This window comes from Xanthomonas theicola (genome assembly GCF_014236795.1).
Lineage (GTDB): Bacteria > Pseudomonadota > Gammaproteobacteria > Xanthomonadales > Xanthomonadaceae > Xanthomonas_A > Xanthomonas_A theicola.
This window is the reverse complement of the sequence record NZ_CP049017.1, coordinates 1,435,957-1,449,243: the sequence shown is the minus strand read 5'-3', so window position 1 is coordinate 1,449,243 and position 13,287 is coordinate 1,435,957. Positions and strand designations below refer to the sequence as shown.

General features: G+C 68.9%; 17 protein-coding genes and 1 pseudogene. 16 read left to right on the top strand and 2 right to left on the bottom strand.

Annotated features, from left to right (window positions below; genetic code table 11):
* The first annotated feature begins 63 nt into the window (after nt 1-63).
* The 4 genes from G4Q83_RS06585 (at nt 64) to G4Q83_RS06570 (ending at nt 2,413) form a co-directional block, all read left to right on the top strand.
* Nucleotides 64-759, top strand: a complete 696-nt coding sequence (locus tag G4Q83_RS06585) for a tellurite resistance TerB family protein (protein WP_128419847.1) — start codon at nt 64-66, stop codon at nt 757-759.
* A complete protein-coding gene (locus G4Q83_RS06580; protein ID WP_128419846.1) occupies nt 760-1,314 on the top strand; it encodes a M23 family metallopeptidase in 555 nt (184 codons plus the stop codon).
* Between the two features lie 94 nt (nt 1,315-1,408).
* Nucleotides 1,409-1,708: a DUF3861 family protein gene (locus G4Q83_RS06575; protein ID WP_128419845.1), complete on the top strand. Its 300-nt coding sequence runs from the start codon at nt 1,409-1,411 to the stop codon at nt 1,706-1,708.
* A 108-nt stretch (nt 1,709-1,816) separates the two neighbouring features.
* Nucleotides 1,817-2,413, top strand: a complete 597-nt coding sequence (locus G4Q83_RS06570) for a DUF1439 domain-containing protein (RefSeq protein ID WP_128419844.1) — start codon at nt 1,817-1,819, stop codon at nt 2,411-2,413.
* Between the two features lie 223 nt (nt 2,414-2,636).
* Here G4Q83_RS06570 and G4Q83_RS06565 read toward each other — a convergent pair whose 3' ends face one another.
* On the bottom strand, nt 2,637-3,182 hold the full coding sequence (locus G4Q83_RS06565; protein WP_128419843.1) for a type 1 glutamine amidotransferase domain-containing protein: 546 nt from the start codon (nt 3,180-3,182) through the stop codon (nt 2,637-2,639).
* 89 nt (nt 3,183-3,271) lie between these two features.
* A complete protein-coding gene (locus tag G4Q83_RS06560; protein ID WP_128419842.1) occupies nt 3,272-3,739 on the bottom strand; it encodes an SET domain-containing protein in 468 nt (155 codons plus the stop codon).
* Nucleotides 3,740-3,939: 200 nt separating this feature from the next.
* Between G4Q83_RS06560 and G4Q83_RS06555 the strand changes: the two genes are divergently transcribed.
* From G4Q83_RS06555 to G4Q83_RS06505, 12 genes and pseudogenes are all read left to right on the top strand, one after another.
* Nucleotides 3,940-4,398, top strand: a complete 459-nt coding sequence (locus G4Q83_RS06555; RefSeq protein WP_128419841.1) for an SUF system Fe-S cluster assembly regulator — start codon at nt 3,940-3,942, stop codon at nt 4,396-4,398.
* Nucleotides 4,399-4,414: 16 nt separating this feature from the next.
* The gene (gene sufB, locus G4Q83_RS06550; protein ID WP_128419840.1) at nt 4,415-5,857 is read left to right on the top strand and encodes a Fe-S cluster assembly protein SufB; all 1,443 of its coding nucleotides are present in this window, start codon (nt 4,415-4,417) and stop codon (nt 5,855-5,857) included.
* On the top strand, nt 5,857-6,195 hold the full coding sequence (locus tag G4Q83_RS06545) for a hypothetical protein (RefSeq protein ID WP_128419839.1): 339 nt from the start codon (nt 5,857-5,859) through the stop codon (nt 6,193-6,195). Before sufB ends, G4Q83_RS06545 begins: the two co-directional genes overlap by 1 nt.
* Nucleotides 6,189-6,956 carry a Fe-S cluster assembly ATPase SufC gene (sufC, locus tag G4Q83_RS06540; protein ID WP_128419838.1) on the top strand — a complete coding sequence of 256 codons (768 nt, stop codon included), beginning with the start codon at nt 6,189-6,191 and terminating at the stop codon, nt 6,954-6,956. Before G4Q83_RS06545 ends, sufC begins: the two co-directional genes overlap by 7 nt.
* The gene (gene sufD / locus G4Q83_RS06535; protein WP_128419837.1) at nt 6,953-8,215 is read left to right on the top strand and encodes a Fe-S cluster assembly protein SufD; all 1,263 of its coding nucleotides are present in this window, start codon (nt 6,953-6,955) and stop codon (nt 8,213-8,215) included. Before sufC ends, sufD begins: the two co-directional genes overlap by 4 nt.
* Entirely contained in the window at nt 8,212-9,465 is a 1,254-nt protein-coding gene (locus G4Q83_RS06530) for a cysteine desulfurase (protein WP_128419836.1), read from the top strand. Before sufD ends, G4Q83_RS06530 begins: the two co-directional genes overlap by 4 nt.
* Before the next feature lie 147 nt (nt 9,466-9,612).
* Nucleotides 9,613-10,149 (top strand): GNAT family N-acetyltransferase, encoded by a 537-nt coding sequence (locus tag G4Q83_RS06525; RefSeq protein WP_128419835.1) that lies wholly within the window; start codon nt 9,613-9,615, stop codon nt 10,147-10,149.
* Nucleotides 10,146-10,475 (top strand): non-heme iron oxygenase ferredoxin subunit, encoded by a 330-nt coding sequence (locus tag G4Q83_RS06520; RefSeq protein WP_128419834.1) that lies wholly within the window; start codon nt 10,146-10,148, stop codon nt 10,473-10,475. Before G4Q83_RS06525 ends, G4Q83_RS06520 begins: the two co-directional genes overlap by 4 nt.
* Before the next feature lie 304 nt (nt 10,476-10,779).
* Nucleotides 10,780-11,682: a TonB-dependent receptor gene (locus G4Q83_RS06515; RefSeq protein ID WP_128419833.1), complete on the top strand. Its 903-nt coding sequence runs from the start codon at nt 10,780-10,782 to the stop codon at nt 11,680-11,682.
* Nucleotides 11,669-11,827: pseudogene (locus tag G4Q83_RS23095) on the top strand (sel1 repeat family protein); the annotation flags it as partial. The gene G4Q83_RS06515 and the pseudogene G4Q83_RS23095, both read left to right, overlap by 14 nt.
* Before the next feature lie 46 nt (nt 11,828-11,873).
* Nucleotides 11,874-12,518 carry an alpha-hydroxy acid oxidase gene (locus tag G4Q83_RS06510; protein WP_246432304.1) on the top strand — a complete coding sequence of 215 codons (645 nt, stop codon included), beginning with the start codon at nt 11,874-11,876 and terminating at the stop codon, nt 12,516-12,518.
* A gap of 82 nt (nt 12,519-12,600) precedes the next feature.
* A complete protein-coding gene (locus G4Q83_RS06505) occupies nt 12,601-13,242 on the top strand; it encodes a PepSY-associated TM helix domain-containing protein (protein ID WP_128419832.1) in 642 nt (213 codons plus the stop codon).
* Nucleotides 13,243-13,287: the final 45 nt, after the last annotated feature.

Below are 13,287 nucleotides of genomic sequence, written 5' to 3'. Positions count from 1 at the left end.
GATTGACGGGCCGCTAAGGCGATGCCCGCTATACCAGTGCTTCCACTCGACAGGAATGCGTGCATGAAGCTACAGGGCTTTCTCGACCAACTGCTGCAATCGGCACAGGGCGCCGCCGGCCAGGCCATGGCCAAGACCGGCACGTCCGCCGCCGCGGGCTCCCCCGCCAAGAGCGGAGGCCTCGGCGGCATGCTCAACGCCGACTTCGGCAAGGGCGCGCTTGGCGGTGGCGCGCTCGGCCTGCTACTGGGCAAGAACCGCACCACCCGCAAGCTGGCGACCTATGGCGGGCTGGCCGCGCTCGGGGTGATGGCCTACCGCGCCTACGGCGACTACAGGCGCCAGCAGCTCGGTGCCGCAGCGCCGGAGCCACAGACTCTGGACCGCGTGCCGCCGCTGGAAGTGGAACAGCACAGCCAGGCCATCCTGCGCGCGCTGGTCGCCGCGGCCAAGGCCGACGGCCATATCGATCCCCGCGAACGCGACCTGATCGAAGGCGAGTTCACCCGCCTCAACGGCGACGCGGACGTGCAGCGCTGGCTGCATGCGGAACTGGAGAAGCCGCTGGACCCGGCCGAAGTGGCGCAGGCCGCGACGACCCCGGAAATCGCCTCGGAGATGTACCTGGCGAGTCTGCTCGCGGCCGACGAGCAGAGCTTCATGGAACGCAGCTATCTGGACGAACTGGCGCGCCAACTCGGCATCGACGACAGCTTGAAACAGCATCTGCAGCAGCAGGCGGCGGCCCAGGACGGTTAGATGGCGCCCTCGCCGGCGCGGCGGCTGCGCCGTTGGGTGCTGCGCGCAGCCGCGCTGGCCTGCGCAGGCGTGGCGCTCGCCTGGGCCTGGCAGCAGCCGTGGGCGCTGCGCGCGCGGGTCGGCTGGGAACTGGCGCGGCAGCCGCCGCCGACCGTACTGCGCATGCCGGTGCAGGGCGTGGATCCGCGCCGGGTCGCCGCCACCTTCGGTGCGCCGCGCGGTCGCGACCGCCAACACGCCGGCGTGGACATCTTCGCCAGGCGCGGCACGCCGGTGCTGTCGGCGACCCGCGGCATCGTCGTCGCGGTCGCCGAGCGCGGCCTCGGCGGGCGCCAGGTCTGGGTCGTGGGCCCGGCCCGGCAACGCCATTACTACGCGCACCTGCAGGACTGGGCGCCCGGCCTGCAGGTCGGCGATCTGGTCGAGGCCGGCGACCGGCTCGGCAGCGTCGGCGACAGCGGCAATGCGCGCGGCACGCCGCCGCACCTGCACTACGGCGTCTATGCCGAGGGCGGCGCCCACGACCCGTTGCCGCTGCTGCGCGCGGCGCGCTGAACGCAGGCATTGGAACAGAGCGTCGCGGCGGTCCCTCTCGTGGCGGCGGCGGACGGCGCCTATCTTGGGGCTACCGACCCGTCCCCGCGTCCCCATGACCGCCTTCCAACGCTACCGCCTCACCGTCACGCCGATCGAAGCCGACGGACTGCAATGCCAAGGCCGCTGCACCATCGAATTCGAAGCGCGTTGTCGGCAGGACTGGATGCGCCTGCTCGAAGCGGCACAGCGCCATCCGGGCCTATGCGGCGACGAACGCGCCGCGCTGACCATCGGCACCCAACTGCTGCGCGGACTGAGCGAGCGCAGCGACAGCCAGGCGCAGGCCCTGCTGGCGCCATTGCGCCCGTCGCTGGACGCAATCCTGGCACGGCTGGCGGCGCCAGCAGGGTGAGCGCGCACGCCGCCGCGCGATCGGCCGCCAACGGCTCGGTCGTCCGCTAACCGCGCATTCACCCCCTGCGGTTATGTTGAAGCCCCGATACCGCAAGGCGCCACCACGATGAAGCTTCGCCTGCTGACCCTGCGCGCCGCGGCGCTGCTGACCCTGAGCGCCGCGATCCAGCTGCACGCCACGCCGACCATCCAGGGCAAGCAGGTCAGCGTCGGCGCCGCCGACGTGCAGCATTACCTGGACGGCAGCTTCCCGCAGACGCACGAGACGCTCGGCGGCCTGGTCGAGATGACCGTGCGCAATCCCAGACTGTCGCTGCCGCCGGGCGACCGGCTGAAGATGCAGTTCGATCTGAGCGTGGCCACCGGTGGCGGCGCGCCGACGCCGGTGGGCACGGTGCTGCTGACCAGCGGGCTGCGCTACGAGCCGCAGTCGCGGGGTTTCCACCTGCAGTCGCCGACCATCGACGACTTCCGCCCGGCCGCCAGCGGCGGCAAGCTCGACGCCAGCACCCGCGAACTGCTCAACGCCTGGCTGGGCGACTACGCGCGCAGGGAACCGATCTACAAACTGGATCCGGCGCTGGCCGCGGCGATGGGCAATGTGCAGATCGAATCGGCGGCGGTGGAGAACGGCAAGCTGGTGGTGCGCTTCAACCAGGACATCGGCCATCTGCTGCCGGCCGGCGCGCTGTCGGCGCAGTGACCCTGCGCTACCGTCGTTGAGGGGACGATACCGCGCGCCTGGGATCAACGCGCAGAAAGAATCTGCGTCTTCGCTTTGATGCCGCCTTTTGCAGATCGGCTTCAGCCGCAACGTCCTTAGCGGAACGGCTTCCCGCCTCGGATAGGGTCGGGGCTGAAGCCCCTCCTGCGAAAAACGGCAGCCCGCAGGCCGCCGCGTTCCGTTGCCGGAACTGCCGCCGGATTCAGGCCAGCGCCTTCGCCACCGCGGCGGCGAACGCAGGAATATCGTCCGGTTTGCGGCTGGTGATCAGATTGCCGTCCACCACCACTTCCGCGTCCTGCCAACGTGCGCCGGCATTGCTCAGGTCGGTCTTCACCGATGCCCACGAGGTCACCTGCCTGTTGCGGACCAGGCCGCTTTCGGCCAGCAGCCAGGGGCCGTGGCAGATCGCCGCGATCGGCTTGCCGGCTGTTGCGAACGACTGGATGAAGCGGATCGCCGACGCCTCGGTGCGCAGGCTGTCCGGATTGATCACCCCGCCGGGCAACACCAGCGCGTCGTACGCGCCGGCATCGGCCTGGTCCAGGCGCTGGTCGACCGGCACGCTGTCGCCCCAGTCCTTCTTGTCCCAGCCCCGGATGCTGGACGCGTCGCCGGGCGCGATCACGGCGACCTGCGCGCCCCACGATTCCAGCAGGCGCTTGGGCTCCTGCAACTCGGACTGCTCGAAGCCGTCGGTGGCCAGCACGGCGACGTGCTTGCCGGCAAGGGAAGGTGCTGCGCTCATGGGAGACTCCTCTGCAAAGGGAGGGCCACCGTAGGGGCGTGCCGGTTGCAGCGCCGTGAACCGGGCGTCTGTGCGACGTGCAGGCGCGCTCAGCGCTTGGGCTGCAGCATGGTGCCGGTGCAGTTCTTCGAGCCGCAGCGGCATTCCCAGATCTTCTTCAACCGCGGCGTGTGCCGTTCGCCCAGGGTGATGCCGTAGTTGTAGGTCAACTCCTCGCCCGGCTTGATGTTGCGCAGCGCCTCGATCACCACCTTGTCCAGGCGCCGGTCCTCGCCCTCGGCCTCGACGATCACCGCCTCGCAGTTCGGCGCGCAGCTGTGGTTGATCCAGCGCGCGTCGTTGCCCTCGTAGTTGGCGTCGATGACGCAGTCCTCGCTGAGGGTGAACAGGAAGGTGTGCCCGGTCTCGACATCGCCGGTCTCGTCGCGATCCACTTCGGCATGGGTACGGCGGCGGCCCTTGTACTCGATGACCCGCTCGCCTTTCTTGAGCGGCAGCACGGCGAACACGCCATTGCCATGGATGCGGGACTTGCGGGCGGCGATCTTGCGGGGCATGCGGCAGTCCGGAACGGGAAAGCGTCGATTCTGGCGCACATCGGCGGCGATCCCAAGCCCTGCCGGCCGACGCCACGGGCAATGCGCCGCTGCCGGCAGCGCCGATCGCGACGATGGAGAAAAATCATGAACGCGCGGCTTGGACGCCGGCGCCGCAAAAGCGTACAATTTCGGTCCGCATTGAAATCCGACCATCCGCCATGCTCCGCGTCACCAAGTTGACCGATTACGCCACCGTCGTGCTGACCGTGCTTGCCGCGCGGGCCGGCGAGGTGCTAAGCGCGACCGAACTGGCCGAGCAGTCCGGGCTGGAGCCGCCCACGGTCAGCAAGCTGCTCAAGCCGCTGGCCCAGGCCGGGCTGGTCGCCGGCCTGCGCGGCGTGCACGGCGGCTACCGGTTGGCGCGGCCGGCCGACGCCATCACCCTGATCCAGATCGTCGAGGCGATGGAAGGCCCGCTGGCGATCACCGAATGCAGCCACCACGAAAGCCAGTGCAGCATCGCGCAGAAATGCGGCGTGCGCTCCAACTGGCGGCTGATCAACGACGTGGTCGCCGATGCGCTGCGCGGCGTGACCCTGGCGCAGATGCTGCATCCGCTTCCCTCTTCCGGCGAAACCAAGCGGCGTCCGATCGCCGTGCGTTTCGCGACCACCTGACCTGTAGGCAGCCCCCATGGCCACCGAAAACGCTGAAATCCTGGAACGGCTGGGACGTCGCTACGACGCCGGCTTCATTACCGACATCGAATCCGATGCGTTCCTGCCCGGCTTGAACGAAGACGTCGTGCGCGCCCTGTCGGTGAAGAAGGACGAACCGGAGTGGATGACCGAGTGGCGCCTGGCCGCCTACCGGCACTGGCTGAAGATGCCGATGCCGCACTGGGCCAAGCTGCAGATCGCGCCGATCGATTTCCAGGCGCTGAGCTACTACTCCGCGCCCAAGGGCCCCAAGTACGCCTCGCTGGACGAGGTGCCGAAGGAACTGCTGGACACCTACGACAGGCTCGGCGTGCCGCTGCACGAGCGCGCCAAGCTGGCCGGCGTGGCGGTGGACGCGGTGTTCGACTCGGTCTCGGTCGGCACCACCTTCCGCAAGGAACTGGCCGACAAGGGCGTGATCTTCTGTTCGATGTCCGAGGCGATCAAGGAGCATCCCGAACTGGTCCGGCGGTACCTGGGCAGCGTGGTGCCGGTCGGCGACAACTACTTCGCCGCGCTCAATTCGGCGGTATTCTCCGACGGCAGCTTCGTGTTCATTCCCAGGGGCGTGCGCTGCCCGATGGAACTGAGCACCTACTTCCGCATCAACGCCGGCCACACCGGCCAGTTCGAGCGCACCCTGATCGTGTGCGAGGACAACGCCTACGTGTCCTACTTGGAAGGCTGCACCGCGCCGATGCGCGACGAGAACCAGTTGCACGCGGCGGTGGTCGAGCTGGTGGTGCTGGAAGGCGCGCAGATCAAGTACTCCACGGTGCAGAACTGGTACCCGGGCGACGAGAATGGCGTCGGCGGCATCTACAACTTCGTGACCAAGCGCGGCGAATGCCGCGGCGCGCGCAGCAAGATCGCCTGGACCCAGGTCGAGACCGGCTCGGCGATCACCTGGAAGTACCCCTCGTGCGTGCTGCTCGGCGACGACTCGGTCGGCGAGTTCCACTCGGTCGCGCTGACCCACCATCGCCAGCAGGCCGACACCGGCACCAAGATGATCCACATCGGCAAGCGCACCAAGAGCAAGATCGTCAGCAAGGGCATCAGCGCCGGCCGCGGCCAGAACACCTACCGCGGCCTGGTCAAGGTGGAGCGCGGCGCCGAGGGCGCGCGCAACTACACCCAGTGCGATTCGCTGCTGATCGGCAAGCGGTGCGGCGCGTACACCTTCCCGTACATCGAAGTCAAGCACCCCACCGCCACGGTCGAGCACGAGGCCACCACCTCCAAGATCAGCGACGACCAGCTGTTCTACTGCCGCACCCGCGGCATCGACCAGGAGAACGCGGTATCGCTGATCGTCGACGGCTTCTGCAAGCAGGTGTTCCGCGAACTGCCGATGGAGTTCGCGGTGGAAGCCAAGAAGCTGCTGGAAGTGTCGCTGGAAGGCTCGGTGGGCTGATGAATGCTAATCCCAAGAATGGAAACCACCTTCCTGACGAGGTTTTAGCGGAAGTTGCAAAATCAGAACTCACCCGAAGCAATCAATGGCTTGTCGGTGCGTTCATTGCAGGAATTCCATCTTATGCGTTAATCGCATCTCTCGGAATTCAAGCAATTAGCGATCCTAAGATAAAGCTATTTTTCTGGCTTGCCGGTTTCCTCGGCCTATTTGTGATCGGCGCCGGCGCTTTCCTCAGCAACCACTTGAAAAGACGTGCCATTCGAACACTTTGCGAAATCCATGCGCGGAAGTCGGCAAATAAAATTACTACGGATAAGTCAGTACAATCATGTTGAAGATCGAAAACCTCCACGTCTCCGTCGCCGGCAAGGACATCCTCAAGGGCCTGTCGCTGCAGGTACAGCCAGGCGAGGTGCACGCCATCATGGGCCCCAACGGCGCCGGCAAGTCCACGCTGGGCAACATCCTCGCCGGCCGCGACGGCTACGAGGTGACCCAAGGCAGCGTGCGCTTCGAAGAGCGCGACCTGCTCGAGCTGGAACCGGAAGAGCGCGCCGCCGCCGGCCTGTTCCTGGCCTTCCAGTACCCGGTGGAAATCCCCGGGGTCAACAACACCTACTTCCTGCGTGCCGCGCTCAACGCGCAGCGCAAGGCGCGCGGCGAGGCGGAACTGGATTCGATGCAGTTCCTGAAGCTGGTGCGGCGCAAGCTCGCCGTGCTGCACCTGAAGGACGAACTGCTGCACCGCGGCGTCAACGAGGGCTTTTCCGGCGGCGAGAAGAAGCGCAACGAGATCTTCCAGCTGGCGGTGCTGGAGCCGAAGCTGGCGATCCTGGACGAGACCGACAGCGGCCTGGACATCGACGCGCTGAAGACCGTCGCCGAAGGCGTCAACGCGCTGCGCTCGCCGCAGCGCGCGTTCCTGGTCATCACCCACTACCAGCGCCTGCTCGACTACATCGAGCCGGACGTGGTGCACGTGCTGGCCGACGGCCGCATCGTGCAGAGCGGCGGCCCGGAACTGGCGCTGGAACTGGAAGCGCACGGCTACACCTGGTTGAAGGACCGCGTGGCGCCGGAGGCGACCGTCCGATGAGCGCCCTGCTCGACTCCCTGGCCGCCGCCTTCCATGGCGACGGCGCGCGCCGCGCGCCGTTGGAACAGGCGCTGCGCGACGGCCTGCCCGGCCCGCGCAGCGAGGCGTGGAGGTATACCTCGCTGCGCGCGCTGGAGCGGCGCAGCTTCGGCCCGGCGCCGGCCGCGGCGCCGGCCGTGGATGCGGCCATCGTCGACGGCATTCCCGCGCCGCGGCTGGCGTTCGTCAACGGCCGCGCCAGCGAGGCGCTGTCCGACCTGGCCGGCCTGCCGGCCGGGGTCGAACTGCAGCGCCTGTCCACGATCCTGCGCAGCGGCGACGCTGCGATGCGTTTCCTCGGCCGCCGCTTCGAGCGCAGCGACGAGGTCTTCGCCCGGCTCAATGCCGCGCTGGCCGACGAAGGCAGCGTGCTGCGCGTGGATGCCGGCGTGCAGATCGCCGCGCCGCTGCACCTGGTGTTCGTGTCCACCGCCGGCGCCGGCGACCATGCCTGGCACCACCGCCACCTGATCGAACTGCGCCAGGACGCCGCGCTGGCGCTGATCGAGCATCACCTGCATCTGGGCGAGGCCGCGCACCTGAGCAACACCCTGGCGCACGTGCACCTGGCCGCCGGCGCGCAGCTGGCGCATGCGCGGGTGCAAGCGGACGCGTCCGGCGTCACCGCGCTGCTGCGCACCGATGCGGTGCTGGCGCGTGATGCGCAGTACCGGCGCATCGACCTGGAGTTGGGCGGCGCGCTGTCGCGGCACGAACTCAACGTGCGCCTGGAAGGCGACAACGCACGGCTCGTCGCCAACGGCGTGCTGCTCGGCAACGGCCGCCGCCAGATCGACACCCGCCTGGGCATCGAACACATCGCCCGCGACACCGCTTGCGAACTGCTGTGGCGTGGCGTGGCGGCGGCGCGCAGCCGGGTGGTGTTCCATGGCGGCATCCACATCCGCCAGGACGCCGACGGCAGCGATGCCAACCTGTCGAACAAGAACCTGCTGCTGTCGGCCGACGCCGAGATCGACACCCAGCCGGTGCTGGTGATCGACGCCGACGAGGTCAAGGCCGCGCACGGCGCCACGGTCGGCCAGCTCGACGCCAATGCGCTGTTCTACCTGCGTTCGCGCGGGTTGCCGCGCGAGCGTGCGCAGCAGTTGCTGACCGCCGCGTTCTGCCGCGAACCGCTGCGCGTGCTGGATGCGCCGCTGGCCGGGTTCCTGGTCGCGCGCCTGGACCAGGCGCTGGCCGCCGCGGGCGTGGCGTGAGCAGCGTCGCCCCGCACACGACGGCGCCGGACCAGGCCCCGGACTGGGACAAGGTCCGCAGCGACTTCCCACTGCTGATGCGGCAGGTGCACGGCAAGCCGCTGATCTATTTCGACAACGCCAACACCGGGCAGAAGCCGCTGCGGGTGATCGCGGCGCTGGACGCGTTCTACCGACGCTACAACGCCAACGTCAGCCGCGCGGTGCATGCGCTCGGCACCGAGGCCACCGACGCCTACGAAGGCGCGCGCGGCAAGCTGGCGCGCTTCCTCAACGTGCGCGCCGACGAACTGGTGCTGTGCAGCGGCACCACCTTCGCGATCAACCTGGTGGCCTACGCGTGGGCGCTGCCGCGGCTGAAGGCCGGCGACAGCATCCTGGTGTCGCGGATGGAGCACCACGCCAACATCGTGCCGTGGCAACTGATCGCGCAGCGCACCGGCGCCACCATCAAGGTCGCCGAGATCACCGCGGACGGCGCGCTGGACCTGGACGCGCTGCGCAAGGCGATGACGCCGGAGGTGAAGCTGCTCGCGCTGGCCCACGTGTCCAACGTGCTGGGCACGGTCAATCCGGTACGCGAGATCTGCCGCGAGGCGCGCAAGCGCGGCATCGTCAGCGTCATCGACGGCTCGCAGGCGGCGCCGCACCGCGCCCTGGACGTGGCCGCGATCGGCTGCGACTTCTACGCCGTCACCGGGCACAAGATGTGCGGGCCCACCGGCACCGGCGCGCTGTGGGCGCGGCGCGAGCACCTGCAGGCGATGCCGCCGTTCATCGGCGGCGGCGAGATGATCAAGGAAGTCAGCTTCGACGGCACCGTGTTCAACGATCCGCCGCACAAGTTCGAGGCCGGCACCCCGAACATCGCCGGCTTCGTCGGCCTGGGCGCGGCGGTGGACTACCTGACCGCACTGGGCCTGGAGCACGTGGAAGCGCGCGAGGCCGAGCTGCTGGTGCACTTCACCGAAGAACTGCACAAGATCGACGGGCTGCGCATCTTCGGCACCGCGCCGGGCAAGGCCGCGGTGGTGTCGTTCCTGGTCGAAGGCGCGCACGCCCACGACCTGGCCACGCTGCTGGACCTGGAAGGCGTGGCGATCCGCTCCGGGCAGCACTGCGCGCATCCGCTGCTGCAGTTCTACGGCGTCGCCGCCACCTGCCGCGCCTCGCTGGCGTTCTACAACACGCATGCCGAGATCGAGCGCTTCGTCGAGGCGTTGGTGAAGGTGCGGCGGTTGTTGGGCTGATTTGTTCGGGACTCGGGACTGGGGACTCGGAAAGCTGATTCCCCAACCGGAGAGAGGGCTGTATTTGTGCACGCGCGACAATGTCGCCGGGATCTTGAATCGCGTCCCTAGTCCCGAGTCCCGCGCCACTGACATAAAATCCCCCCCATGCACACCCTCACCTTCCGCACCGCCACCGTCGCCGATCTCGACGCCATCGCCGCCCTGGTCACCTCGGCCTACCGTGGCGACAGCAGCCGCGTCGGCTGGACCACCGAGGCCGATCTGCTCGACGGCCACCGCATCGATCGCGAGGTGCTGCGCGCCGACATCCTGCGCCCGCGCAGCCTGGTGCTGCTGGCCGAGCGCGACGGCGAACCGATCGCCTGCGCGCACATCGCCGACGACGACGGCGCCGGCTACTTCGGCATGTTCTCGGTGCAGCCGCAGGCGCAGGGCGGCGGTCTCGGCAAGACCGTACTGGCCGAGGCCGAGCGCATCGCCTGGCAGGAGTGGCGGCTGCCGGTGATGCAGATGACGGTGATCGACGTGCGCGAGGAGCTGATCGCGTTCTACGAGCGCCGCGGCTACCGCCGCACCGGGATCAAGAAGCCCTTCCCCTATGGCGACCCGCGCTTCGGCACGCCCAGGCGCGACGACCTGCGCTTCGAACTGCTGGAGAAGCCGCTGGGCGACGCCGCATGAGCCAGACCTGGACCTTCGTCTGCGCCGACGGCGCGCTGCTGCCGGGCGAGACGGCCACCGTGTGGGACGAGGTCACCGCCACGCCGATCGTGGTGTTCAATTTCGACGGCACGTTCTACGCGCTGGAGGACCGCTGCAGCCACGAGGACTACGAGCTGTCCACCGGCATCTTCGATGCCGCCGCCGGCAGCATCGAGTGCATGCTGCACGGCGCACGCTTCGATGTCCGCGACGGCCGCGCGCTGTGCGCGCCTGCCTACAGCCCGGTGCCGAAATTCCCGGTGAAGTCCGAGCACGGTGGGATCTGGACCCGCGACGACCGCTGAGTCGGCGGGCGACGGCGCCTGGCGCGTCGCCCATGCGCGGCGGCCGCCGCCACCTGTTTTCCCATTCTTCGCCACGCGCCTGCCGGCTCGCCGATCCGCGCCGGCAGGCGGCGGGCGCCGCTCGCCTGCACGTGGCGATAGCGCCACCCCGAGGCAACCTTTGCAAAGGTACCAATTCTCATTGCCATTTTGCGCACGAACGCTCGCCAGCGGCCCTGACGCGCCGCTGAATCCCTGCTCGACGAGCGTAGCGGCCGGCGGTGATGCCCCCGCCCAGATCCTGCTACCCACTCGGAGAGCCGCCATGACACCTCGCGCGACCCCGCTCGCCTCGGCCTTGCTGCTGGCACAGCCCGCCTCCGACCTCGCCCAGAGCAGCGACCGGACGCCGGACCAGGCGACCGACCTGGATCGCATCAACGTCGAACAGGATCGCGCGCCCATCGCTTCCACGCCCAGGTTCGCCGCGCCGCTGATCGATACCCCGCGCTCGGTCGGCGTGATCCCGCAGGCGGTGATCCAGGAAACCGCCGCCGCCACGCTGCTGGAAGCGCTGCGCACCGTTCCCGGCATCACCTTCGGCGCCGGCGAAGGCGGCAATCCCAACGGGGATCGTCCGTTCATCCGCGGCTTCGACGCGGAAAGTTCGATCTTCGTCGATGGCGTGCGCCGCAGCGGCTCGCAAAGCCGCGAGACCTTCGCCATCGACCAGATCGAGGTGACCAAAGGGCCGAGTTCCGCCCATACCGGCCGCGGCTCGGTCGGCGGCAGCATCAATCTGGTGAGCAAGACCGCCAAGCGGGCCGACTTCATCACCGGCTCGATGGGCGTGGACACCGACGACTACGCCCGCGCCACCGTCGACATCAACCAGACGCTCGGCGACAGCGCGGCGTGGCGCATCGCGGCGATGTCCCAAGGCAACGACATTCCCGACCGCGGCGGCCCGCAGAACAAGCGCTGGGGCATGGCGCCCTCGCTGGCCTTCGGCCTGGGCGCCGACACGATCGCGTCGATCGGCTACTCCCATCTGGACACCCACAATCTGCCCGACAGCGGACTGCCCGACAGCAACCCCTTCGCCGACAACGGCGACGGCTCGCCGATCAAGGTCGCGCACGACACCTACTACGGCTGCTACCGCCTGCGCGACCGCGACTTCCAGCGCGGCAAGAACGACGTCGGCACGATCAAGCCGTTGCCATGAACTGGGCCGCGGCAGCGCCGCCGATCCGGCGCAGGCCGCGGTGTGGTACCGCAAGGCGGCCGAGCACGGGCTGGATTGGGGCCTCCACAACTACGCGAACCTGCTGGCCACCGGGCGCAGCGTGGCGCAGGATCGCGCGCAGGCGCCGCTGTGGTTGCCAGCGATACCTGCAATGCGAACGCGCCGACAGCGTGCGCCTGCTGCGGCTGGCCGAGGCTTGCGGCTATCGCGCCATCGTGGTGACCGTCGACGCGCCGGTGAACGGCATCCGCAACGCCGAGCAGCGCGCCGGCTTCGGCGTGGACGCGGTCGACCTGCGCGGCTTCAGGATGCCGCGCGCCAGCGCCGGCCCCGGCCAGAGCCCGGTGTTCATGGGCCTGCTGGACGACGCGCCGACCTGGCAGGACATCCGCCGGCTGCGGCGGCAAACCACCCTGCCGTTGCTGCTGAAAGGCATCATGGACGGCGCAGATGCACAGCACGCGCTGGACTGCGGCATCGACGGGATCATCGTGTCCCACCACGGCGGGCGGACGCTGGATACGCTGCCCGCCTCGCTCGAGGGGCTGCCGGACATCGTGCAGCGGGTCGCCGGAAAGGTCCCGGTGCTGATCGACGGCGGCATCCGCCACGGCACCGATGTCGTGAAGGCGCTCGCCCTCGGCGCCGATGCGGTGCTGATCGGGCGGCCCTACCTGTACGCGCTGGCGGTGGCCGGACCGCTCGGCGTCGCTCACCTGCTCACCCTGCTGCGCGCCGAGCTCGAAGTGGCCATGACCCTGACCAGCCGGCGCACGCTGGACGAGATCGACGCCGGCACGATCCGCTCGGCGTGAACCAGCGACAGCTCAATCGAGAAACATTCCCATTTATACTGTCGACAGGCCCGCCCTTCTGCGCGGCAGGACACGCGGCAACGTGCAACCGGGGACGAAAACCACGCCGAGCGATGCGCAGCAGCGCCGCGGCTTCTGGCTGCGCACGCTGCACCAGTGGCACTGGATCAGCTCGGCGCTGTGCCTGGTGGGCATGCTGGCGTTCGCCACCACCGGGCTGACCCTCAACCACGCCGCGCGCATCGAAGCCAAGCCGCAGGTGCTCGATCGCACCGCGCAGTTGCCAGCATCGCTGCTGCCTTGGCTGCGCGGCCATGCCGATGGCGATGCGCCGCTGCCGCGGCCGGTGTCGGCCTGGCTGGAACGCGAACTGGCGCTGAGCCTGGGCCGGCGACCGGCCGAATGGTCGGCCGACGAGGTGTATCTGGCGCTGCCCGGCCCGGGCGGCGATGCCTGGCTGAGCATCGATCGCGGCAGCGGCGCGGTCGAGTACGAACGCACCGACCGCGGCTGGATCTCCTATTTCAACGACCTGCACAAGGGCCGCAACGCCGGCCCGGCCTGGGACTGGTTCATCGACCTGTTCGCGGTGGCCTGCCTGGTGTTCTGCATGACCGGCCTGTTCCTGCTGCAGTTGCATGCGCAGCAGCGGCGGATGACCTGGCCGCTGGTCGGGCTGGGCCTGCTGATCCCGTTGCTGATCGCGCTGCTGCTGATCCACTGATCCGATCCACCGACTTTCCGATCCACCTCTTTCACCACACGGAGC

Bases quoted from the DNA above. Each gene is read 5' to 3' on its own strand.
- G4Q83_RS06585 (WP_128419847.1), top strand. From the start codon at position 64: ATGAAGCTACAGGGCTTTCTCGACCAACTGCTGCAATCGGCACAGGGC.
- G4Q83_RS06580 (WP_128419846.1), top strand. From the start codon at position 760: ATGGCGCCCTCGCCGGCGCGGCGGCTGCGCCGTTGGGTGCTGCGCGCA.
- G4Q83_RS06575 (WP_128419845.1), top strand. From the start codon at position 1,409: ATGACCGCCTTCCAACGCTACCGCCTCACCGTCACGCCGATCGAAGCC.
- G4Q83_RS06570 (WP_128419844.1), top strand. From the start codon at position 1,817: ATGAAGCTTCGCCTGCTGACCCTGCGCGCCGCGGCGCTGCTGACCCTG.
- G4Q83_RS06565 (WP_128419843.1), bottom strand. From the start codon at position 3,182: ATGAGCGCAGCACCTTCCCTTGCCGGCAAGCACGTCGCCGTGCTGGCC.
- G4Q83_RS06560 (WP_128419842.1), bottom strand. From the start codon at position 3,739: ATGCCCCGCAAGATCGCCGCCCGCAAGTCCCGCATCCATGGCAATGGC.
- G4Q83_RS06555 (WP_128419841.1), top strand. From the start codon at position 3,940: ATGCTCCGCGTCACCAAGTTGACCGATTACGCCACCGTCGTGCTGACC.
- sufB (WP_128419840.1), top strand. From the start codon at position 4,415: ATGGCCACCGAAAACGCTGAAATCCTGGAACGGCTGGGACGTCGCTAC.
- G4Q83_RS06545 (WP_128419839.1), top strand. From the start codon at position 5,857: ATGAATGCTAATCCCAAGAATGGAAACCACCTTCCTGACGAGGTTTTA.
- sufC (WP_128419838.1), top strand. From the start codon at position 6,189: ATGTTGAAGATCGAAAACCTCCACGTCTCCGTCGCCGGCAAGGACATC.
- sufD (WP_128419837.1), top strand. From the start codon at position 6,953: ATGAGCGCCCTGCTCGACTCCCTGGCCGCCGCCTTCCATGGCGACGGC.
- G4Q83_RS06525 (WP_128419835.1), top strand. From the start codon at position 9,613: ATGCACACCCTCACCTTCCGCACCGCCACCGTCGCCGATCTCGACGCC.
- G4Q83_RS06520 (WP_128419834.1), top strand. From the start codon at position 10,146: ATGAGCCAGACCTGGACCTTCGTCTGCGCCGACGGCGCGCTGCTGCCG.
- G4Q83_RS06515 (WP_128419833.1), top strand. From the start codon at position 10,780: ATGACACCTCGCGCGACCCCGCTCGCCTCGGCCTTGCTGCTGGCACAG.